The sequence below is a fragment of the Acidovorax radicis N35 genome (assembly GCF_000204195.1).
GTDB lineage: Bacteria > Pseudomonadota > Gammaproteobacteria > Burkholderiales > Burkholderiaceae_C > Acidovorax > Acidovorax radicis.
On sequence record NZ_AFBG01000021.1, the window covers coordinates 590,261 to 610,500 of the forward strand.

17 protein-coding genes are annotated in these 20,240 nt (G+C 67.6%); 4 read left to right on the forward strand and 13 right to left on the reverse strand.

The window, feature by feature from the left end; translation table 11 throughout:
- The first annotated feature begins 184 nt into the window (after window positions 1–184).
- Window positions 185–754 (forward strand): cob(I)yrinic acid a,c-diamide adenosyltransferase, encoded by a 570-nt coding sequence (locus tag ARADN35_RS0119680; RefSeq protein ID WP_010465205.1) that lies wholly within the window; start codon window positions 185–187, stop codon window positions 752–754.
- 198 nt (window positions 755–952) lie between these two features.
- Here the strand turns inward: ARADN35_RS0119680 and ARADN35_RS0119685 are convergent, their stop codons facing one another.
- From ARADN35_RS0119685 to ARADN35_RS0119695, 3 genes are all read right to left on the reverse strand, one after another.
- Window positions 953–1,375: a hotdog fold thioesterase gene (locus ARADN35_RS0119685; protein WP_010465207.1), complete on the reverse strand. Its 423-nt coding sequence runs from the start codon at window positions 1,373–1,375 to the stop codon at window positions 953–955.
- A gap of 147 nt (window positions 1,376–1,522) precedes the next feature.
- Window positions 1,523–2,674 carry an ABC transporter substrate-binding protein gene (locus ARADN35_RS0119690; protein WP_010465208.1) on the reverse strand — a complete coding sequence of 384 codons (1,152 nt, stop codon included), beginning with the start codon at window positions 2,672–2,674 and terminating at the stop codon, window positions 1,523–1,525.
- Window positions 2,675–2,865: 191 nt separating this feature from the next.
- Window positions 2,866–4,395 (reverse strand): acetyl-CoA hydrolase/transferase family protein, encoded by a 1,530-nt coding sequence (locus tag ARADN35_RS0119695; RefSeq protein ID WP_010465210.1) that lies wholly within the window; start codon window positions 4,393–4,395, stop codon window positions 2,866–2,868.
- Between the two features lie 262 nt (window positions 4,396–4,657).
- On the opposite strand from ARADN35_RS0119695, the gene ARADN35_RS0119700 reads away from it, so the two are divergent.
- Complete coding sequence (locus tag ARADN35_RS0119700) at window positions 4,658–5,410, forward strand: zf-TFIIB domain-containing protein (RefSeq protein WP_029414213.1); 753 nt, start codon at window positions 4,658–4,660, stop codon at window positions 5,408–5,410.
- Here the strand turns inward: ARADN35_RS0119700 and ARADN35_RS0119705 are convergent.
- Window positions 5,404–5,739 (reverse strand): DMT family transporter, encoded by a 336-nt coding sequence (locus ARADN35_RS0119705; RefSeq protein ID WP_029414214.1) that lies wholly within the window; start codon window positions 5,737–5,739, stop codon window positions 5,404–5,406. The two genes, ARADN35_RS0119700 and ARADN35_RS0119705, sit on opposite strands and share 7 nt — an antisense overlap.
- Before the next feature lie 340 nt (window positions 5,740–6,079).
- Between ARADN35_RS0119705 and ARADN35_RS26610 the strand changes: the two genes are divergently transcribed.
- Entirely contained in the window at window positions 6,080–7,033 is a 954-nt protein-coding gene (locus ARADN35_RS26610; RefSeq protein ID WP_244265927.1) for a class I SAM-dependent methyltransferase, read from the forward strand.
- A gap of 338 nt (window positions 7,034–7,371) precedes the next feature.
- Here the strand turns inward: ARADN35_RS26610 and ubiM are convergent, their stop codons facing one another.
- The 3 genes from ubiM to ARADN35_RS0119725 form a co-directional block, all read right to left on the reverse strand.
- On the reverse strand, window positions 7,372–8,643 hold the full coding sequence (ubiM, locus tag ARADN35_RS0119715) for a 5-demethoxyubiquinol-8 5-hydroxylase UbiM (protein WP_010465217.1): 1,272 nt from the start codon (window positions 8,641–8,643) through the stop codon (window positions 7,372–7,374).
- Between the two features lie 191 nt (window positions 8,644–8,834).
- On the reverse strand, window positions 8,835–9,254 hold the full coding sequence (locus ARADN35_RS0119720) for a hypothetical protein (protein WP_010465219.1): 420 nt from the start codon (window positions 9,252–9,254) through the stop codon (window positions 8,835–8,837).
- Window positions 9,255–9,380: 126 nt separating this feature from the next.
- On the reverse strand, window positions 9,381–10,199 hold the full coding sequence (locus tag ARADN35_RS0119725; protein WP_010465220.1) for an AraC family transcriptional regulator: 819 nt from the start codon (window positions 10,197–10,199) through the stop codon (window positions 9,381–9,383).
- Between the two features lie 58 nt (window positions 10,200–10,257).
- On the opposite strand from ARADN35_RS0119725, the gene ARADN35_RS0119730 reads away from it, so the two are divergent.
- Window positions 10,258–11,412 carry a trans-sulfuration enzyme family protein gene (locus ARADN35_RS0119730; protein ID WP_029414217.1) on the forward strand — a complete coding sequence of 385 codons (1,155 nt, stop codon included), beginning with the start codon at window positions 10,258–10,260 and terminating at the stop codon, window positions 11,410–11,412.
- Here the strand turns inward: ARADN35_RS0119730 and ARADN35_RS0119735 are convergent.
- From ARADN35_RS0119735 to ARADN35_RS26615, 6 genes are all read right to left on the reverse strand, one after another.
- Window positions 11,396–12,310 (reverse strand): alpha/beta fold hydrolase, encoded by a 915-nt coding sequence (locus ARADN35_RS0119735; protein ID WP_010465222.1) that lies wholly within the window; start codon window positions 12,308–12,310, stop codon window positions 11,396–11,398. The genes ARADN35_RS0119730 and ARADN35_RS0119735 overlap by 17 nt on opposite strands.
- A gap of 64 nt (window positions 12,311–12,374) precedes the next feature.
- Window positions 12,375–12,497 (reverse strand): hypothetical protein, encoded by a 123-nt coding sequence (locus ARADN35_RS28710; RefSeq protein WP_258070063.1) that lies wholly within the window; start codon window positions 12,495–12,497, stop codon window positions 12,375–12,377.
- An 89-nt stretch (window positions 12,498–12,586) separates the two neighbouring features.
- The gene (locus ARADN35_RS0119745) at window positions 12,587–13,192 is read right to left on the reverse strand and encodes a TetR/AcrR family transcriptional regulator (protein WP_010465224.1); all 606 of its coding nucleotides are present in this window, start codon (window positions 13,190–13,192) and stop codon (window positions 12,587–12,589) included.
- A gap of 189 nt (window positions 13,193–13,381) precedes the next feature.
- Window positions 13,382–15,394, reverse strand: coding sequence for a right-handed parallel beta-helix repeat-containing protein (locus ARADN35_RS28400; RefSeq protein WP_159103202.1), 2,013 nt, complete (start codon window positions 15,392–15,394; stop codon window positions 13,382–13,384).
- 218 nt (window positions 15,395–15,612) lie between these two features.
- Entirely contained in the window at window positions 15,613–16,866 is a 1,254-nt protein-coding gene (locus ARADN35_RS0119760) for a fibronectin type III domain-containing protein (protein WP_010465229.1), read from the reverse strand.
- Between the two features lie 725 nt (window positions 16,867–17,591).
- Complete coding sequence (locus ARADN35_RS26615; RefSeq protein WP_208856828.1) at window positions 17,592–19,979, reverse strand: LamG-like jellyroll fold domain-containing protein; 2,388 nt, start codon at window positions 19,977–19,979, stop codon at window positions 17,592–17,594.
- Window positions 19,980–20,240 lie beyond the last annotated feature (261 nt).

Below are 20,240 nucleotides of genomic sequence, written 5' to 3' on the forward strand. Positions count from 1 at the left end.
GACCCTTCCACTGCGCCATGGCGCAGCAGCGCCCCTTGCATCGCGGGTGCAAGGGGTTTTTTCATGGGCAAGCGAGGGTCCGTGCGCCGACGGTGGGACGGCCGCCGCGTGGTAGCGGAAAATCAGGGAAGCTGCCCTTGTTCGCAGCGCTCCCTCCCCGCACTCTCCACCGACCAAGGCACCCATGGGCAACCGACTCACACAGATCGCCACGCGCACCGGCGACGCCGGCACCACCGGCCTGGGCAACAACGAACGGGTCTCCAAAGACAACCTGCGCATCCACGCCCTCGGGGATGTGGATGAACTCAATTCCCACATCGGCCTGCTGCTGTGCGAGCGCTTGCCGGACGATGTGCGCAACCTGCTCGTCGAGGTGCAGCACCAGCTGTTCAACCTGGGGGGCGAGCTGTCGATCCCCGGATTTGAACTGCTCAAGCCGGAAGCGGTGCTGGCACTGGACGAAGCCCTGGCCCACCACAACGCCGCGTTGCCGCGCCTGCAGGAATTCATCCTGCCCGCGGGCACCCGCGCCGCGGCGCAGGCCCATGTCTGCCGCACCGTGGCGCGCCGCGCAGAGCGTGTGGTGGTGGCGCTGGGCAATGCGGAACCCATCCATGACGCGCCCCGGCAATACCTCAATCGCCTGTCCGACCTGATGTTCGTGCTGGCCCGCGTGCTCAACCGCATGGATGGCGGCGATGACGTGTACTGGAAAAGCGAGCGCCTGGCGCAGCAAAATGCTACTGAATAGATAGCTGATTGCGCTTGTCCAGTAAGCGCTAGAGGGTGATTTTGCTAGTAATCTGACCCTTGCCTTTGCAACTGGCGCTGCCCAAGCCAGGGCAACCGAGCAAGGGCCGCCCCGCAGAGAGGGCTGCGTCCCCCTTCCCGAATCGCGCAGCGATTCAAGAGAAGGGGGAAGGCGCGCAGCGCCTCAGGGGGATGCACCCTACCTCGGTGCGAGGATCGCCATGGTCAGCCGCGACACGCAGGTCAACTCGCCTGCCTCGTTGACCATGTCGATGTGCCACACATGCGTGGTGCGCCCGATGTGGATGGGCCGCGCAGTGGCCGTTACCCAGCCGCTGGTGGCAGAGCGCAGGTGGTTGGCGTTGATGTCCAGGCCCACGGCGTTGTGCCCCTCGGGGCTGGCGTAGTAGGCGCCCACCGAGCCCAGCGACTCGGCCAGCACCACGCTCACGCCGCCATGCAGCAGCCCGAACGGTTGTTTGGTGCGCTGGTCCACCGGCACGCGGCCGCGCAGAAAGTCGTCACCCAGCTCGATGATCTCGATGCCCAGGTGAGAGGCAGCGGTGTTGTGGTGGTCGGCGTTGAGTCGAGCCAGGTCGACAGGCTTTTTCCAGATGGGCATGGTGGCTTCGGTCAGCAGTGGGAAGAAACCACCCATTGTGCCCATAGCGTCTGCGCCGCTGTTATCGACGCCGTCCGGCCCAGCGCCACCGTGGAACTGGCTTCGCCAGGTCGCCTGAGGCCTCCCCCTTGGGGGCGCCTCAGGAGGTTACCCGACGAGTTTGCCGTTGGCACCCATCACGCCCAGGTCCAGGAAGCGCGAGCCCACATAGGGTGCGCCGCCGGCATAGTCGATGGACAGGCCACCCAGGTCGTTGCTGCGGATGCCGGCCAGCGCGGTGCGCAGCTTGGCGCGTGTCAGGTCTCGGCCCGCGCGGTCCAGGCCCTCGGTCAGCACGCGGGCATTCACATAGCCTTCAAAGCTGCGGGCCGAGAATTCCTGGAACCCCAGCGCCCGCATGGCTTTCTGGTAGTCGCGCACCACGGCCACGCTGGTGCGGCCTGCGTCGGGCAGCACCATCGACAGCGCAATGCCCGATGCCTTGCCACCCAGTTGGCGCAGGTTGTCGCCCGACAGGGCCACGCTGGTAGCGGCCAGCGGCGTGCTGGGCGAGACTTTCTTGAACTCATTGACCAGCGTGGCGGTGATGTCGCCTGCCGTGCCCAGCAGCACGGCATTGGGCTTGGCGGCCACGGCCTTGCCCACCACGTCGGCCACCTGCGCGCCCTGGGCGTCAAGCTTGAAAGCCTTGGGCGTGGGCTGCTTGGCCGCTGCCATGGCTTTGTTCACGTCGGCCAGAAACTCGCGGCCAAACGCTGTGTCCTGGTACACGATGGCCAGGTCGGTGATGCCCATGGACACCAGCTTTTGCGCCAGGCGCTGGGCTTCGTCGGTGTAGCTGGCGCGCACGTGGAACACCGAGCGGTACTCGGCCTTGCGCAGCGAGGTGGCACCGCTTTGTGGTGCCACGTAAGGGATCTGCGCTTCGTCCACCAGCGGCAGGATGCGCTGGTTGTTGGCCGTGCCCATGCACGAGATCAGCGAGACCACGTTGGCGTCGGCAATCAGCTTGCGCGCGTTGTCTTCGGAGCGGGCGGCGTCGTAGCCGTCGTCCAGCGCCAGCAGCTTGATCTCGCGGCCATGGATGTTGCGTGCATTGGCGTGGGCGATGCCCGCATCCAGCCCCTGCTTGAGCTCCTTGCCCAGGCTGGCGAGCGCGCCGGTCAGTCCGATGGAGCAGCCGATGGTCACGCTCTTGGCGTCCATGGGGTCTTGCACGCCCACGGCGCGCGACGACGTGGCAAGCAGCAGGCCGGTGCTGGCGGCGACAAGGGATTGGGTGAACTGACGGCGTTGCATGGTGAGGAAAACTCGCAGACAAAAAAACACAACCAGCCCCGGCGGGGCTGGTGTTGCAGGGAAAACTGGGGGGTGAAGGGGTCGAGCGACCTAGGGTTAACCCTTATTTTAGCCGGAGATCTGTGGCAACCCGCTGTAGTCCCTGTCCCGGGCCAGGGAATCGGCGCGCCCTCGGTGCGGGTGCCCGGTGTTCAGGTGGAAGGGGCTTGCCGCATGTTGCCGGTCTCCACATACCGCTGGTGCCACGACAGCGCCTCGTCCAGCAGGTGGGGTGTGTGCTGGCCCAGGGCGCCCCGCTTGGCGCGGGCCACGTAGTCGTGCAGGGCAGGGCGGAAGTCCGGGTGGGCGCAGCGGTCGATGATGAGCTCGGCCCGCTGCGTGGGCGAGTGGCCGCGCAGGTCGGCCAGGCCCTGTTCGGTGACGAGGATCTGCACGTCGTGCTCGGTGTGGTCCACGTGCGAGGCCATGGGCACGATGCACGAGATGCTGCCGTTCTTGGCCAGCGACGGTGTCATGAAGATCGACAGGTAGGCGTTGCGCGCAAAGTCGCCCGAGCCGCCGATGCCGTTCATGATGGCCGAGCCCATGATGTGGGTGGAGTTCACGTTGCCGTAGATGTCGGCCTCGATCATGCCGTTCATCGCGATCAGGCCCATGCGGCGGATCAACTCGGGGTGGTTGCTGATCTCCTGCGGGCGCAGCACGATGCGCTGCTTGTAGAAGTCGATGCGCTCGTTGAAATCCTGCATCGCCGCCGGGCTCAACGACAGGGCGGTGGCCGAGGCGCTGGCCAGTGTGCCCGAGCGCAGCATGTCCAGCATGCCGTCCTGCAGCACCTCGGTGTAGGCCGTGAGGTTCTCGAACGGCCCGTGGTTCAACCCCGCCAGCACCGCGTTGGCGATGTTGCCCACGCCCGACTGCAGTGGCAGCAGGTCCTTGGGCAGGCGGCCCTTCTTCACCTCGTGCTGCAGGAACTCGATGATGTGGCCCGCGATGCGGTTCGAGGTGTCGTCGGGTGCGGCGTAGACCGAGTTGCGGTCGGGCTGGTTGGTTACCACCACGGCGATCACCTTGGACGGGTCGCAGCGCAGGTAGGGCTCGCCAATGCGCTCGTCGGGCCGCGTCATGGGGATGGGCTTGCGGTGTGGCGGCACGTCGGTGCCGTAGTAGATGTCGTGCATGCCTTCGAGCTGCGGGTGGTGCCAGGCATTCACTTCCAGGATCACCTTGTCGGCCTGGTCCAGCCAGGTCTTGTTGTTGCCCACCGACGACGAGGGGATCAGCCGCCCGTCGGGCAACACGCCCGCCACCTCGACCACCGCCACGTCGAGCTTGCCCAGGAAGCCAAACCACACGAACTGCGCCACGTGCGACAGGTGGATGTCCACATACTGCATCTGCCCCGCATTGATCTGGCGGCGCACCGTGGGGTCGGACTGGTAGGGCAGGCGCATCTCGATGCCGTCCACCTGGGCCAGCGCGCCGTCCAGCTCGGGGGCGGTGGACGCCCCGGTCCACAGGCCGATCTTGAAGCCATGGCCCTGCGCGTTCAGGCTCTCGATGCGGCGGGCCAGCGCGCCCGGCACCGCCTTGGGGTAGCCCGCGCCGGTAAAGCCGCTCATGCCCACATGGGCACCGGCGGGGATCAGGGCGGCCGCTTCATCGGCGGACATGGTGCGGGATAGAAAGTCCGGGTACAACACCCGATCGGCCAAAGTCATGAACGTGCTCCGTGGGGGGATCGGCAAACAGGTGCGGAGAAACGGCTGCGCCCGGTGCGCGGGGTGCCTCATTGCACTGCCCACTGTCTGCAAAGACGCTGATCGTAGCAAGCGAGCATGCCGAAATGCGGGTTTACCCTGATTTTGATGCCGACCGGTCCCTGGCCACCGTGCCCGCGCTGGCTGCCGATGGCCGGGCAGGGCGGTTAGCATCTGCGGCACCGGCCACCGCTGAGCCGCCGGCCTTTTTTATCGACCACCCATGACATCCGCACCGTCCTGCCCGTCTTGCCGCCAGCCGATGGAAGTACACCAGTTCGCCAGCAACCTGGGAGGGGCGCTGGAGCTGGACATCTGTTTTGCCTGCCAAGGCCTGTGGTTTGACCGGCACGAAAACCTCAAGCTCACCCCCGCGTCGGTGGTCGAATTGTTCCGCCTGCTGCACGAGCACCGCATTGACCATCACCAGCCCCTGAGCGACTCCATGGCCTGCCCACGCTGCGTGAAGCCGCTGGAAAAAGGGTTTGATGTGGTGCGCAGCGGCCGCTACGTGATCTACCGTTGCGGGCGCCAGCACGGCCGCTTCAGCACCTTCTCCTCCTTCATGGTCGAAAAAGGCTTTGTGCGCCACATGACGCGCCCCGAGATCGACGACTTGGCCAAGCGCGTGGGCGCCATCTATTGCACCAGCTGCGGTGCCCCGGTGGACATCCGCAAGGACCACGCCTGCCCCTACTGCCGGGCCGCGTTCTCGCTGATCGACCCCGAGGCCGTGGTGCGCGCCATGGAGGGCTATGCCAAAGCCAGCAGTCCGCGCGCCATGCCCTCCAGCCCGGTGGACATCGGCGACGCGCTGGTGGCCCTGGAGCGCGACCGCACGCGCGCCGAGCGTGAGCGGCAAAAGCGGGCGTTTACCGGCACCAGCGATGCCGATGACAGTTCATTCACGGGCGACCTGCTGTCGGCCGGGGTGGCCTTGGTGTGGGCGGTGATCAACACCAGGAGCCATCACTGAGGGTTTCCAAGGTGGAGCATCACAACGCCTCCCACCACGCAAACCAGGCCCAGTGCCTTGATGGTGTCCACTGGCTCGCCAAACAGTGCAATCCCCACGATGGCCGTGGCCGCCGTGCCGCTTGCGGCCCAGACCGCATAGGTGATGCCCATGTCCAGTTGGCGCATGGCCACCGCCATGAGCCAGATGGCGAGCGCGTAGCACGCAGCGGCCATGCCGGATGGGAGGGGTCTGGAAAAGCCATCGGAGCACTTGAGCGCGACCGTTCCGACAACTTCTGCAATGACGCTGGCTGCGACAAGCAGCCAGGCCGATAGGTTTGGATTCATGGGGCACCTCTGCCGAACATGCCCGTTTGTCACTTGTACCGAGTGACACGGGCAGTACGGTGAAGCGGTACCCAGGTGGTGAAGGGCCGCAGTGTAGTCATGCCCTTGCGTTCCATCAAGAACATCACATCCAGGCCCTGGCGGCCCCTTGCATTTGCGCGGATCATGGAGCGTTGACACAGCGGCAGCGCTGGATGGCGTGAAGGTGTCCCTTCACGCACCCAGCCCATCCTCCGCACCACCCCCCCAACCCGTTCACAATGGCGCAGGCCTGTGTTCTGGTGGGCCCCGTCGCACAACAACCAGCCGTGGCACCCGGTGGCCACAGGAGGAGAGGACCTTGCAGCCGCATCCGCCCCCAACCCGACGCCGTGCCCGTACACCCGCCGCACCGGCGCGGCGCAAACCTGTGGATGTGGGGGATGGCGCCGCCGCCTCCGACTCCGCTACCCCCTGCCTGCTGCAGCGCGCCCACCTGCAGGCGGTGCCCAGCACCCTGATGATCCCGTTGGCGGCGCGCGCGCGGGGGAGCCGCTACTTTCCCTGGCTGGCCTGTGACGACGCGGTGGCCACCAGCCTGGTGGACCGCCTGGGTGCCGACGTGGAATCGTGCCTGGACGACCTGCCCACGGTGCTGAACGTGCTGTGGCGCACGCGCGCCATCAAGGACGCGGGTCGCAGCTTTTTCCTCGCGCACCCGCAGGCCCGTGGTGTGAACCTGGGCTGTGGCCTGTCGCACCACTTCCAGTGGCTCGATACGGGCGCCAACCAGTGGCTGGATGCCGATTTGCCCGAGGTCATGGACCTGCGCGGGCAGCTGCTGCCGGTGCGCTGCCCGCGCACGCGCCAGGCCACGGTAGACCTCACCCAGCCCGGCTGGTGGCAGCGGCTGGGGCTCCCGCAGGGCGATGGCGCGGGTGTGCAGCCAGTGTTCATCGTCTGCGAAGGGGTGCTCATGTACTTTCAGCCCGCGCAAGTGCAGGCTGTGCTGCGCGAGTTTGCGCAATGTGCGCCGGCAGGCTCGCGCCTGGTGCTCGATGTGATGACATACCGGGCCGTGGGCCATGCCGCGCAGCACGCGAGCGTGGGCCCCACGGGGGCAGAGTTCCACTGGGGCGTGGGCAACATGGACGAGCTGACCGCCGCGCACCCGCGCCTGGCGCTGTTGCGCCAGCAGAGCGTGTCGGAATGTTATGGCTGGCCGGGTGTGGTGCTGGAAGCGCTGTGGTGGCCGTGGCTGGGCGCGCCGCTGTACGGCTTGGTCACCTTGGGCGTGGGAGATGGCTCCCCCTGAGAGGCTGAGAGTCTTTTATCCATGCCCGCCTTGCACGCCAAAAAGTCCCGGCTCGTCGTTGCAAATGCTCGCCATAGCCCGAGCTATGGCTGTGCTTTGCGCCTAGATCCGAGGCGTTTTCGCGCGCCTTTCGGGCGCGGCTAAAAAACTCTCAGCCTCTGAGCCGCGACCCGCTCGGTGTCACCGCCGGAGGCGGCAACTCTTCGATGCCGTCCAAGCCTGCGCAGGCAGGCTTGGAGCCGTGGCATCTCAGCCCCTGAGGGGGACGCCACCGGTGGGCGGGCAAAGCCAGTTCCACAGTGGCGCTGGCGCTGGGCGCGCCGTTTGCAAAGCTTGTGCTACTGCCTGGGCACCAGCGCTCGCATCCATCGTGGCGCCTGGCCCGTGAGCTGCCCCACGATGGCGGCCTGCAGCGGCGGCAGCCGCCGCGCGCCTTGCAGCACCAGCTGCCGCAGCAGGCGCGGCACGGGGCGCGTGTCGGTGTACAGCCGCACGATGGCGTTGGTGCCTTCATACATCGGCCAGGCGTGGCGGTGGTGCGCCCGCGCATAGGTGGCCAGGGTTTCAGTATTGCCGATGTCGTGGCCCTGGCTGCGGGCTGCCACCACGGCGGCTGTCAGGCGCTCCACACCGGCCAGACCCAGGTTGTAGCCATGCGCCGTCACAGGGTGCATGCCCACGGCGGCATCGCCCAGCAACGCGCAGCGGTGGTCTGCAAAGCGCTGCGCATACACGGCCACCAGCGGGTACGCGTGGCGCTCGCCTTCCAGCTGCAAAGGCCCCAGGCGGTCGCCCAGCTGGGCCTGCACCGTGGCGGCGAAGGCCTGCGGGCTCTGGGCCATCAGCGCTGCTGCATCGGCGGTGCCTGCCGTGACCACCACCGAGCACAGCGCATGCCCCTCTTGGGGGTCATCCGGCAAGGGCAGCACCGCCAGCGTGCGTTCGTAGCCAAAACACTCGTGCGCCACGTCACCGTGCGGCTGGGCATGGCGCATGCGGCAGACGATCACGGTGCGGCCAAAGTCCGTCATGCGTGCGCCAATGCCCAACTGCCGCCGCGTGGCCGAGAAGCGGCTGTCCGCCGCCACCAGCAGTGGGGCCTGCAGACGCTGCGGCGGTGCCGCAGGGCCACCGGCGGGCGCATGTGGCAGGTACTCCAGCTCGGCGTGGGTGGACTGCGTGGCCACGCGCACCACCTGGGCGCCGGTCACGATGCGCACACCCGGGGTGCGTGCCGCCACGGCATAGGCCGTGCGGCGCAGTGCGTGGTTGGGCACGATGAAGCCCAGGGCCGGGAGCCCCGTGCCTTGCGTGCCCAACTGCAGGGCGCTGCGCTGGCCCAGCGGGCCGTCGTGCACCTGCGCTTCGCGGATGGTGCCCACCTCGTGCGTTGCCAGGCCCGCCCAGGTGCCCAGCCGCTGCAGCGTGGCCACGCTGGGGTGGGTGAGGGCGATCTCCCGGCCATCGGGCGCGGGGTGGGCCAGCGCGGCCTCGGGCTGCTGTTCGACAACGGTGGCGGTGAACCCGGCCTGCGCCAGGCAAATGGCCAGCGACAGGCCCGCAGGGCCCGCGCCGACGATGAGGACGTCGCTGTGTGAGGAGGAGGTCATGGCAGGAAGACCGGGCGAAACCGCCCGGCACCCACCCTGCAACGGTGGGGTGGGGCCTGCCATTGTGGGCGGGCACCCGGCGCGGCGATTTGCCCTGTATCAAGGCACCATGCCTGAATGCTATTAATTGAATAGCAAAAAATGATGTGGGATAAGCGCCAGGGCCTAAAAAAACCGAAAAGTATGGCGCTCTACGAGCGTGCTGGCTTGCGCGCGCCCTTGGCGGGCTTCTTCCTGGCGCCACCCGCCGGTTTGCCGCGCAGGTGCAGCCCCCAGGTGACCAGCACCCACAGGTACGCCGCCAGCACGCTGTAGGCCGCCACCGCGGCCAGCGACAGCGGAGGTGCGGCGATGGAGCGCGGGTTGGCCATGGTCTCCAGCAGCTGGCGTGTGCCCGTGCCCAGCACCGGCATGGCCGCCGCGCTGCCCGAGCGCGCCATGCGCGCCGCCATGAAGATGAAGAACTCCATCAGCAACGCGCCGATGACCAGGCAGGCCAGCAGGGCCAGCAGTTGCGCAAACGCCCTGCGGTCGCCCTTGGCCAGGAAGTAGATGGCCGACACCAGCACCAGGGCGGGCAGCAGCAGGGCCAGGGCAGGCCAGGCGGACATGAGGAGATGCATCGGAAGAATCTGGGGGTCGAGAGGGGGCTGGCAGCGTCGGGGCTGCGGACTGCGAATGATAGAGGAGGCCCCGGCTCCCGGCCGCCCCCATGGCGGGGCCCGCCCGTGCCATGGCTACGGGTGCGCGTCTGCCACAGCCGTGTTGTCGTGCTGCCCCTGGCGGAAGGTGTTCGGTGTGCAGCCCAGTAGCGCGCGGAACGAGGCGATGTACGCGGCAGGGCTCTCGAACTGCAGGGCGTGCGCGATGGCCTTGACCGGCCGGCCCGAGGCCAGCAGGTCGAGCGAGGCAATGATGCGCGCACGCTGGCGCCAGGCGCGAAAGCTCAGACCCGCCTCCGCCGTGAAGCGCCGGGTGAACGTGCGGTCGGACATGGCGGCCTCGGCCGCGAGTTCGTGCAGCGGGAGCTGCCACTGGTGGGCCTGCAGCAACAGCGCGAGCGCGCGCCGCAACCCTTCGCTGGCAGGCATCGGCAGGTGGGTGGGCAGGCAGGGCGTGTGCTGCAGCGTGTGCAGCAGCAGGGACACCATCAGCTGCCGCGTGGGGTGGTCGAACCCGCCGTTGAAGAGCCCCAACACCAGCTGCTGGATCAGCGGCGACGCGACCACGGCGTGCACCTCGTCCCGGCGCGCAAACGATGCGCACTGCGCCACCAGCGCCGGCTGGCAGTACACCGTGCGCAGGTCGGTGGCAGAGAGCACTTCGATCGCATGGGGGTGGTGCGGGGGTACCCACAGCGCGCGCTGCGGCGGCACGGTCCAGCGCGCGTGGGGTGTCTCCACCAGCATCACGCCCCGCGTGGCAAACACCAGCTGGCCGCTGCGGTGCTGGTGCACGGGCAACCGTGTGCCCGCCGCGTGCGTTTTGGCCAGCGTGGCCCACAGGCCGGCGTCTTGGCGTTCTGGCGATGTTTGTTGGCGTTCTGGTGCTGACATGCCGTCCTATTATGAAACCACCTTCTCGCCACACCTCCCCAAAAAGCGCCCCCAGCCCATGCACACCACCACCTTCCTTGTCCATGCCGGCCGCGAGACGGCCCACGCCGTCCAGGCCATCAACCCGCCGCTGGTGCGGGCCTCGACCGTCGTGTTCGACACCCTGGCCGCCTACAAACACGCGCACCACCAGACCGTGTTCGACTCGCCGCGCTACGGCCGCTCGGGCACCTCCACCACGTTTGAGCTGCAGCGCTGCATGGCCGCGTTGTCGGGCGCAGAAACCTGCCTGGCCACGGCCAGCGGGCTGGCGGCCATCGTGGCCGTGCTGAGCGCCCATGCCGGGCCGGGCCGCCACCTGCTGCTGAACCAGGGCGTCTACGGGCCCACGCGCATCTTCTGCGACCAGGAGCTGGTGCCGCAGGGCACCACCGTCGAGTACTTTCCGGAAGGCGCCGACATCACGCCCTACCTGCGGGACAACACCAGCCTGGTCTACATCGAGACCCCCGCGTCGCTGACCATGGAGATGCTGGACGCGCGCGCCGTGTGCGCGGCGGCGCGCCAGCGCCACATCCCGGTGGCGGTGGACGCCACCTGGGGCACGCCGGTGTTCCTGGATGCCCACGCCCTGGGCGTGCACATTGCCATCCATTCGGCCACCAAATACATCAACGGGCATTCCGACCTCATGCTGGGGCTTATCACGGGGTCGCACGCAGACCTGGCCAGCACCCGGCGCTTTTGTGACCGCAGCGGTGCCCACGCGGCGCCCGATGTGTGCTGGCTGGCGCTGCGCGGCCTGCGCACCCTGGCAGTGCGGCTCGAACGGCACCAGCAGACCGCCTTGGCGACGGCCCAATGGCTGCAACAGCAGCCGCAGGTCCGGCGCGTGCTGTTCCCGGCACTCCCCTCCGACCCGGGCCACGCGCTCTGGCGCGCTCAGTTTTCGGGCGCTGCGGGGCCGTTCACCTTCGAGCTGGCGCCGTGCAGCGAAGCCGCATTTGCGGCGTTCATCGACGCGCTTGCGCTCTTCAGCCTGGGCACGAGCTGGGGCGGGTACGAAAGCCTGGTGTTGCCCGCCGTGCCCTACGACCTGCGCCACCTGGCCACGCTGCCCGACGCGGGCCGCCTGGTCCGCCTGCATGTGGGGCTGGAAGACGCCGCTGACCTGCGCGCGGATCTGGCACAAGCGCTCAGCGGTCTGGGCTGACAGCCCCCTGGCTCGCTACGAAGTCCACCACCGACTGCAGCACATCGGGCTGCTGCAGGATCTTGCGGTGCCCCAGCCCCTCGGTGGCGAGCAGCGTGGCGCCCGGGATGTGGTCGCGGTAGGCCTCGCCGTCGGCAAAGCGGTTGATGCGGTCGCCCCGGTCGTGCACGACCAGGGTGGGCAGGGTGATGCGTGGGCCCACGGCCGGGGGCTCGAACTGGCGCATCAGGATGCCTTCGCGGGCCTCGATGCGCCGCTGCATGGCGGCACGCGTGCGCTCGGACAGGCCGAACACCTGCGCAAACAGGCGTGTGTATTCGTGGGGCGATGCGGGCGGCGCCAGCAGCACCAGCCGCCCGGTGGCCAAGCCCCGGCTGGCTGCGTGGGCGGCCGCATTGGCGGCCAGCGAATGGGCCACCACGGCGCGGGGCGCCGAGTCCTGCGCATGCAGGCGCGCGGTGGTGTATTCAATGGCGCGCGCAAACTGCGGCAGGTTGCTCACACGGCCCCGGCTGCCGCCGTGCGCGGGCAGGTCCACGAGCACGGGGCGCAAGCCCCGCGCGGCCAGTGCGTCGGCCAGCGGCAGCATCTGGCGCGCATGCCCGCCCCAGCCGTGCAGCAGCAACACCGCCGGACCATGGGGCTGGGCGCTGGGGGTGTACAGCGTGATCTCTGCGTCTTCGAACGGCCAACGTTCGGTGCGCCAGCCGCTGGCCGGTGCCGCCTGGTGGCCGGGTTTGCGCAAGGGCAGCGGCGTACCAAACAGGCGGTAGGCCGCGCGCACGGCCAGCGCGGGCCACAGGCGCTCGGTGGCACCCAGCGCCAGGCGCAGCAGCCGCAGGGCCGGATGCCCGCCGTAGAAGTTGGACGTGGCTTGCAGGGCAGTCGAGGGGTTCATGGTGGGACTCCTGAAGGGTTGGGGTTGGCACCTGTCTGGCGGTGGGTCGGCGCGTGGTGAAAGGTCAGTAGAAGATCCAGTCCCGGTTGCTGCGTGGGAGGCTGGCGAGTGTCTGGCGCACCGCATGGACGGCGCCCGCTGCGGCCACGATGGCCGCCATGCCCAGGAAGATGAAGAAGCTCAGCATGGTGTTTCCTTTCTTCGCACGGTTGTGCGAAATTGGGGCAAAGAAGAACAAGAGGTATCCATCGCGCAATAACACGGAGAGCGGGAGGATCAGGCGGTCTGATAACTCTTGACGAGGCGCGCCCAGGACGCCTCGGTGCGTGGCACTGCCTGCGGATCGCGCAGGAAGCGGACGTCGTGCAGCAAGCCCATGATCATGGAATAGATCTCGCCCACCAGCTGTTCCTGCGGGGTGTCGGCGGGCAGGTGCCCGGCCTCGATGGCCTGCAGCACAGTGCGGCGCAGTGCCGCGCGCCAGCGGGTGATCTCGGAGTGCAGCAGGTCGCGCAGCTCGCCTTCGCGGTCGTCCAGCTCGAAAGCGCCCGCGGTGTAGATGCAGCCGGTGAACGCCTCCACATCGCGCGTGCGTGCAATCCAGCGGCGCACGATCTCGTTGAGGCGTGGCAGGCCCTTGGGGTGCTGCATGGCAGGCACAAACACATCCGCCAGAAAGCGGCGCCCGAACTCCTCGATCACGGCCTTCTGCAGCGCCTCGCGCGAGCCGGCGCGTGAGAACACGCCGCTCTTGGACAGCCCCACGCGGTCGGCCACGGCCTGCAGCGTGATCGACTCCAGCCCTTCGGCCGCAGCCAGGTCCAGCGCCGCGCCCACAATGGCGGCGCGGGTGAGTTCTGATTTCTGGGTCTTGGCATCCATGGTGCGAAATTTAGCACAACTGTGCGAAATATGAAAATCACCATCGCCAGACGGGTTATGGATGGTGTCGATGCCGCAGAACGCCCCTGAGCGGTAGCGGGGGGCGGTTGCAGGAGGGCTCCAGACTGCAAAGGCCACCGTGCGGGGGCAGCAGGGAGTGCCGGCCCTGGCGCTAGCGAGCTTGCTGGGTTACGGGTACTGGTGCCCCCGGCGCGTGCGCCGCGCGTCGCCCGTGGGCAAGCCGGTGGTGGGCCCGCTGCCGGTGAGCTCGCTCGTGGCCCCGCGGGTGCTTCCTGAGGCAGCCGTATCGAAGCCATATGTGGCTTGCCATACATTCCAGCCCATGTCGTTGCCGGTGCACTCACTGTCCTTGAAAGCCAGCGCGCTCGTACTCTCGATGAGGTTGGCCGCCACGGAGAGCTGGCTGGCCAGACCCGCTGGACGGCCCTGACAAGAGAGGCCGCCGTAGGGGCTCAAGCTGCCGTTGCTGATGATGTTGTGGCTGATGCGTGTGCCAGAGCTTGAGGGGTTGAACGGCCCCCAGTTCATGCCGATGCGCTGCTTGAAAATGGTGTTGTGGTGCACATCGTGATCGCGCATGGTGCAGGTCGCTTGAAAGCACTGCACCCCCAGGTGGATGCCGGCGTTGATGATCAGGTTGTGGTGGATGTGTACGTTGGCTGAGTTGTCCTGTGCTGAAATCTGTATGCCCATCGCAGTGCGGTTGGCGTCCGAAAACACGATGTAGTTATCGCGGTAGGTGTTGTGCTGCGAGTTGTCCTTGTCGTGAAAGCCGCCGTTCACCTTGCCCAGATTCAGCTGGTTGTTTTCAATGAGCGATTGGCCCGCGTCGAACAGGGTGGTGGCGTAGCCATTGCCCAAGTAGGTGCCGAAGTCGTTGTCCTGGATCAGGAACTTGTGCCGCCATGCTGGGCCAGAGTCGCCCCAGCCGTGGATGAACGCTGGGTTCTCGCCGTTGTCGGTAGCCTGGCCATCCAGAAAGCGCACGTGGCGGATCACCAGCCCGGCCTTGCTGGGGTCGCTCACGATGCCCCACTGTCTCACGCCCGTGATGTCGAAGCCTTCGATGCGAGCGGCGGGAGCCAGGTCGCTGTTGACGCTGATGTTGCTTTGGGTACCAAAAGCCAGGGTCACCACCTCGTCTGGGTAGGCGAGGAATTGCTTGGACTTGTTATCGCGGATCCTGATCACGCCGGGGACGTACGAGCCCTTGCGCAAGACGATGGCTTGGCTGACGAGCGAATTGGCGAGCGCGTACGCCAGCGTCTTGTAGGGCGCAGCCAGAGTGCCGCGCCCCGAAGCATCCACGCCAGTGGGGGCCACGAAAAGAAAGCGCGAAGCAGCGGACTGGATCGTGAAACTGTGCTCCAGTGTTTTCTGGGCCGCGCCACTGTCCTTGATCTCCAGGGTGAGCACATAGGTGCCTTCGCTCGCAGGGGTGAAGCGCACTGTGCCCCGGCGCCAATCCAGCGAGACCCCTGTGGTGCTTTGCGGCACACCCCCCAGGGTAAAGCTCTTGATGCGGTACTCGTACGGAAAGATGCCGCCCACGACACCCGGGCGGCTTTCGTACGCAATGCCCGGATAGGCGATGTCACGCATGCCAAACGAGACGGCCAGCGCTGCGTTGGGCAGCGTCTCGGGCAGGGTCAGGTGCGCTGCGCTGGTGTACAGGCAACGCACAAACACCGGCGCGCCGTCGGCCGGTACGGTGGCGGGCGCCGTGCTGGACACTGCACACGCCTGGCCCGCAGGTTGTGCCAGCACACGCAAGTCCAGCGGCGCACCGGCAGCCACCTGGGGCGTGAAGGTGTAAGGCTGGTTCAGCGTTGCATCCAGCGTGGCTGAACCGTGCCCCAGCTTGAGCGTTGCCCCTAGCCCCAGGCCCTGGATGCGGACATTCAGGGGGACGGCAGAAGCTGCGGGCGGTGGTGCAGGCGGCGGTGGTGCAGGTGGCGGTGGTGCAGGTGGCGGCGGTGCAGGTGGCGGCGGTGCAGGCGGCGGCGGTGCAGGTGGCGGCGGTGCAGGCGGCGGCGGTGATGCCGGTGGAGGCGAGACAGGTGGGGCAGTTGGTGGTTCAGGTGTCGGAGGTGTCGTGGGTGCTGGCGAAGGCGAAGGCGCCGGTGGCGGCGTTGTGGGTTGCGCGGGAGAGGGTGCGGGCGCTGGGTTCGCAGTGGTCACGGTGTCCTCCGAGCCACCGCCGCAAGCGGCCAGCCCCGCGCCGACAGCGCACAACATCAGAGAAATCGCGGCCAGGCGTTGGGCCTGGCGAGATGGTTTGTAAGGGCTTGGAGACATCGGCGATACCTGGAGGGGCAAAGGGGCGTGCAGGGGTTGTTGCATGGCGCGGTGCGGGTGGAGGGGTTGTTCGAGGGCGCTGATTTCGCTGGCGGTGCGGGTCACGGCGACACCCCCATGAGGTCTGCGGGTTGTTGGCCAAAGACCTGGATCTTCGAGATGTGGAACGTGGTTGCCGCATCGAAGCCCGAGTTGGCCCAGCCCATCAGGTAGCCTGCGCGCCACTGCCGCAGGTTTGCCGCCACGTCGCTGCGCTTGTCCATGTCGGCGTTTGTTATGTTGTGGCGCATGGTGTAGGCCGCCTCACCCTGCTTGCGTGCGAACGTTCGGATCACGCCGTTTTTGGCCCCCGGTGTGGTGGAGAACTTGCCGTGAAAGATGATGTCCATGTACTTTCCGTAGTCGGCCGGCGTGATCAGCGCCCCCCCGTTGGCGACGCTGCCGGTCACCGTGTTCCCGCCTCGGGTATAGCCAACCGTAACAATGCTGTGGGTGCCGCCCGAAAAGTACCAGTCGCTGTCGGTCTGCCAGACGATCGTGGAACCAAGACCTGTGGACGAGTAGCCGTCGGTCCAGATGGCCAGCAATTTGTTGTTGGCGGCCCATTGCGAGCGCCCCGTGCTGGTCAGCGCGCTGTTGCGCGTGGTGTTGGTGAGCGTGCCGGCCCAGACGGCGTTGTATGCGGATTTGGCGGCGAAGCGCAGAAACACGTTGCTGGCACCTATCTGCGAGATCACCCCTTCGGAGACACCATCGGTGCCGCGCACCTTGTCTCCCACCCGCCAGCCTGCGGTGGTTGCATTGGCGATTTGGAGCTCGGTGTCGTGCCGGTGCCCGTAGTTGGCTGGTATGTGCCAGCGCACGCGCAGCCAGAACTCGTCCTGGGGCGGCATCGTGAATCGCATTTCGCTCATGCCGTAGTTGCCGGGCACCACGCCTGCGTAGGTAAACGGCAGCGCCAGGCCTGAGCCGTCGGCAGTGGGCGTCAGGCTCCAGCTGGTGCTGGCAAAAGCCCACCCGTTCTTGGCGGCGAGGGTATCGCCCCTTGGAAAGTCATAGTCCACGATGGCCTGGGTGCCCGGCGTGGTGGTGGTGGCCGAGGCACTGGAGCCTGACTGGTTTCCCGCCGCATCGACGGCAGCCACATGGAAGGTGTAACTGGTGGCGGGCGAAAGGCCCGTGACGGTGAACGGGTTGGTGGTGGCGGTGGCCACCTGAGAGCCATTGCGATAGACACGGTATCCGGTCACGGCGACGTTGTCCGTGCTGGCGGCCCACTGCAGCTGCACGCTGGTGGAGCTTGCCACGGTGGCGGTGAGGGCGCTGGGCGTGGAGGGGGGCGTGATGTCGGCCACCGGAGCTGGAGCTGGAGCTGGAGCTGGAGCTGGAGCTGGAGCTGGAGCTGGAGCTGGGCCTTGTCCTGGTGCGGGGGGTGGGGCCGAAGCGGGCCCTGGAGCCGCAGGTATCGCCGCATCCGTGGATGTTGCGGGGTCTTGCGAGCCCCCGCAGGCGGCAAGTCCGGCTGCCAGCGTCCATGCCATGAGGGCTTTCGCCACGCGTTGTTGGGCGCCAGGCGCGTGCGTGGGCGCAGGTGTGGTGGGTGTGTTGGGCAGCATCGAGCGCAGATCCTTCGGGTCTGTGGGGTGTGGTGCCCGGGCTCTATTCCAGGCGTTGTTATCGGCTGCCGCGGGTATGCGAAGCCCCCTCTGGACGCGGATTTTGTGGTGGTATGACGTCGTACGTGATCAGGGTCGCCCCTAAATTTGTTAATCCTTGTAATTTTTCGGGTGCATGCAGCGGTGCGGCAAAGGCCTTGAGCTGTCAAGCACATGACTGACACCGATGGCTTTTTGCGCAGGGCGCTGCCAAGTTGCCATGCAGGGAGGCACCCCCTCCCTGCATGGCCGCATTGCTTCGGCCGCAGGCCTGCGCCCGCCCTTCGTTCCCCAGATCTGTCTGTACGAGAACGGGCTGCGCGATGGGCGCGGACTGCAGTTCGGCAGCCGCGACAGGCTGTGTCGCCGGCCCACCGCTGTGCTGGCCCGGACACCTGCCGGGCGCGCAGTGGTTTCCTGGCGCCCTACTGGGCCAGGGCCGCGATCTGCACGGAAGTCAGCGCCCCGCTGTAGAGGCGGAAATCCTGCATGCGGCCCGCAAAGTACGGGTCGGACCCGTACTGCGCGCGGCCCAGCCAGTTCTGCGTGGTGGCGCCCAGCTGGTGGGGTGCAAAGGGCGCATCCGCCAGGGTGCCGGTGGCCTGCCCGTCCACAAAGAGGGTCACGGTGTTGCCCCGGCGGGTCACCGCCAGGTGCACCCACCGGCCCGTGCCCAGCGCCACCGAGGACGTGACGTTTTCCTCGCCGAAATAGGTGGTGCCAGTGGAGGCAAAGCGCAGCGTGCTGGTGTTGGCGAGCAGGGCCAGGTAGGCGATGTCGCTGGAGCCGATGTCAAACACGCGGGCGTTCCCGGCGCTCGCGCTTTGCCGGTAGACCCAGACTGCGACCGTGAAGTCGGCCATGTCTTTCATGATGCCCGTGGGCAGGACCACGTGGCCGCTGGTGCCGTCGAGGGCCACGGCGCTGCTGCCCGCCGTGCGTCCCGTGCCCCACGACGTGCCGCCCACCAGGCGGCCATGCAGCGCGTTGCCGCTCTGGTCGGTGGCCGATGTGCCGTTGCCTTCGTTCAAGGGCAGGTGCAGCCTCAGCTGCGGCGTGGTGGCGACGCTGCGCACTTCGGCACCCGTGAGCCGCCCCGTTGGGGTGACTGCCACGATGCGGTAGTGCCAGGTGCCGGCGCCGGGTGTGTCGGTATGGGTGCGTTCCTCGCCCACGGTGGTGAGTGTGGTGAACGGGCCCGGCGCTGCGGGTGCGCGCTGCACCTCATAGGCCGTGGCGTAGGCGCTGCCCCACCACGACAGCAGTACCTGGCCGTTGACGAGGTAGGCCGTGAGCCCGCTGGGCGCGGCGCCCTGGGCGATGGGCGGGAGCGAGAAGGTCAGGGTGCCCATGCCGGGGTCATCCCCTGTGCCGCGCGGCTCCGGCCGCAGCTTGGCCGCAAGTGCGGTCACGTAGGGCGCGGAGAGTCCTTTGCGGTTGACGTAATGGTTGTACAGCACTTCCCAGCAGGGGCGATGGTTCGGACGGCTGGCCGCTGACACGGCGGTGAAGACGCCCTGCCGGTTGGCATACCGGAAAAACGGCAACGTCGGGTACACGCCACCCGCATCGGCCAGGTTGCTGGCCGCCACGTATTCGGCGGCCGAGAGCAGCCGGTTGTTCCAGTAGCCGTACAGATCGTCGCCCTGCGACCAGGCCATCTCGCACAGCGCCCCGCACAGCGACATTCCGAGCGTGGCATGCCCCTGGTCGCGCCCACTCTCCTGCCATTGCCCCAGGTGCCCGGGGTGGATGGCGTAGACGTTGTGCGCGGCCGCGCCATTGCCCCGGCCGCTCTTGTAGTAGTCGATGGCCTCGTTGTACAGGTCGCGCCGGTCACAGCAGATGCCGATGGCCATGATGGCGTTGATGTTGCACAGATCCCAGTTGGCCCAGTAGTTGGTGATGTTGGCGCCGTTGTGTTCCACCAGGAAACGGCGGCTCAGCGGGTAAAACACTTCCAGCAGCAGTTTCTGGAACCGGGCCAGGCCTTCGGGCGACCAGCCGGAGTAGCTGCGCAGGAGTTCCACCGTGTTGGCCCACTGGTAGCCGTAGATGCCAGCGGCGAGGTAGCGGTCCGCATTGCCGGTGAGCGTGGTCATGGTGCTCGACCACGCATCCAGGAAAGCCACGGCACGGTCGGCATAGGCATTGTCCTGGGACACCTTCCAGCGCAGCGCCAGCTGGTAGGCCCGCTGCATGTCCTTGATCATGGTGCCGAAGTTCTGCCCATCGCCGCCACGGATCACCACGGCCAGCGGGTGGGGCCACATATCGCCGTTCAGCGAGGAATGCCCCGAAAACTGAAGCGCGTTCCAGCCACTCACCCAAGGCGCAGCGTTCTCGGCAATCTTGGCGCGCATGCGCGCAAAGTCGGCATCCGTATGCAGCCCGCCCGGGTGCACAAAGGCACTGGGGGCTGGTGGCGGTGGCGGTGGCGGTGGCGCCGCAGGAGGCGGCGGTGCGGCGGGTGGGGGTGGCGCAGCAGGTGGAGGAGGGGGCGCAGGTGGAGGGGGCGAAGCAGGTGGAGGGGGCGAAGCAGGTGGAGGGGGCGCGGTGGGTGGTGTAGAGGGTGGTGCGGTGGTAGGGGGGGCCGTTGGGGCTGGCGGCGCTGCGGGAGAGGGCGGCGTGGTGCCGGGCGTCGGCGCGGGTGGAGGTGCATCCCCCCCAATCGGCGCCGAACTGGTGGGTGGCCCGTTGGTGGCGTCGGCCGGGTTGCCGCCACAGGCCACCAGCGTGCCTGCCAGGGGCATGGCGGCCATGCCCTTGAGAACGCGGCGCCGCACCGCGAAGTTCTTGTTGTTGTGATTCATGTGTCTGGATAGGTATCCGCCGGTAGGGGCGGGCAATGGCACACAGCCATGCGGCCAAAAGGGGATGCAATGCAAATCTTGTGCCGGTGCGATGTTTCTGCTAGCTAGTCGCCCACACGGAGGGCGGCTGGGCGCTGACGGCGGCGATGGGGGCAAAGCGTGTTTCCATTTTTGTCAGACCGAGGACCGGGGTGGCGAAGACCGCACCACGGCGCCCCGTGTCAAGCGGGCGACGGGCCCGTCTGGCCGGGCGGCGGTGGC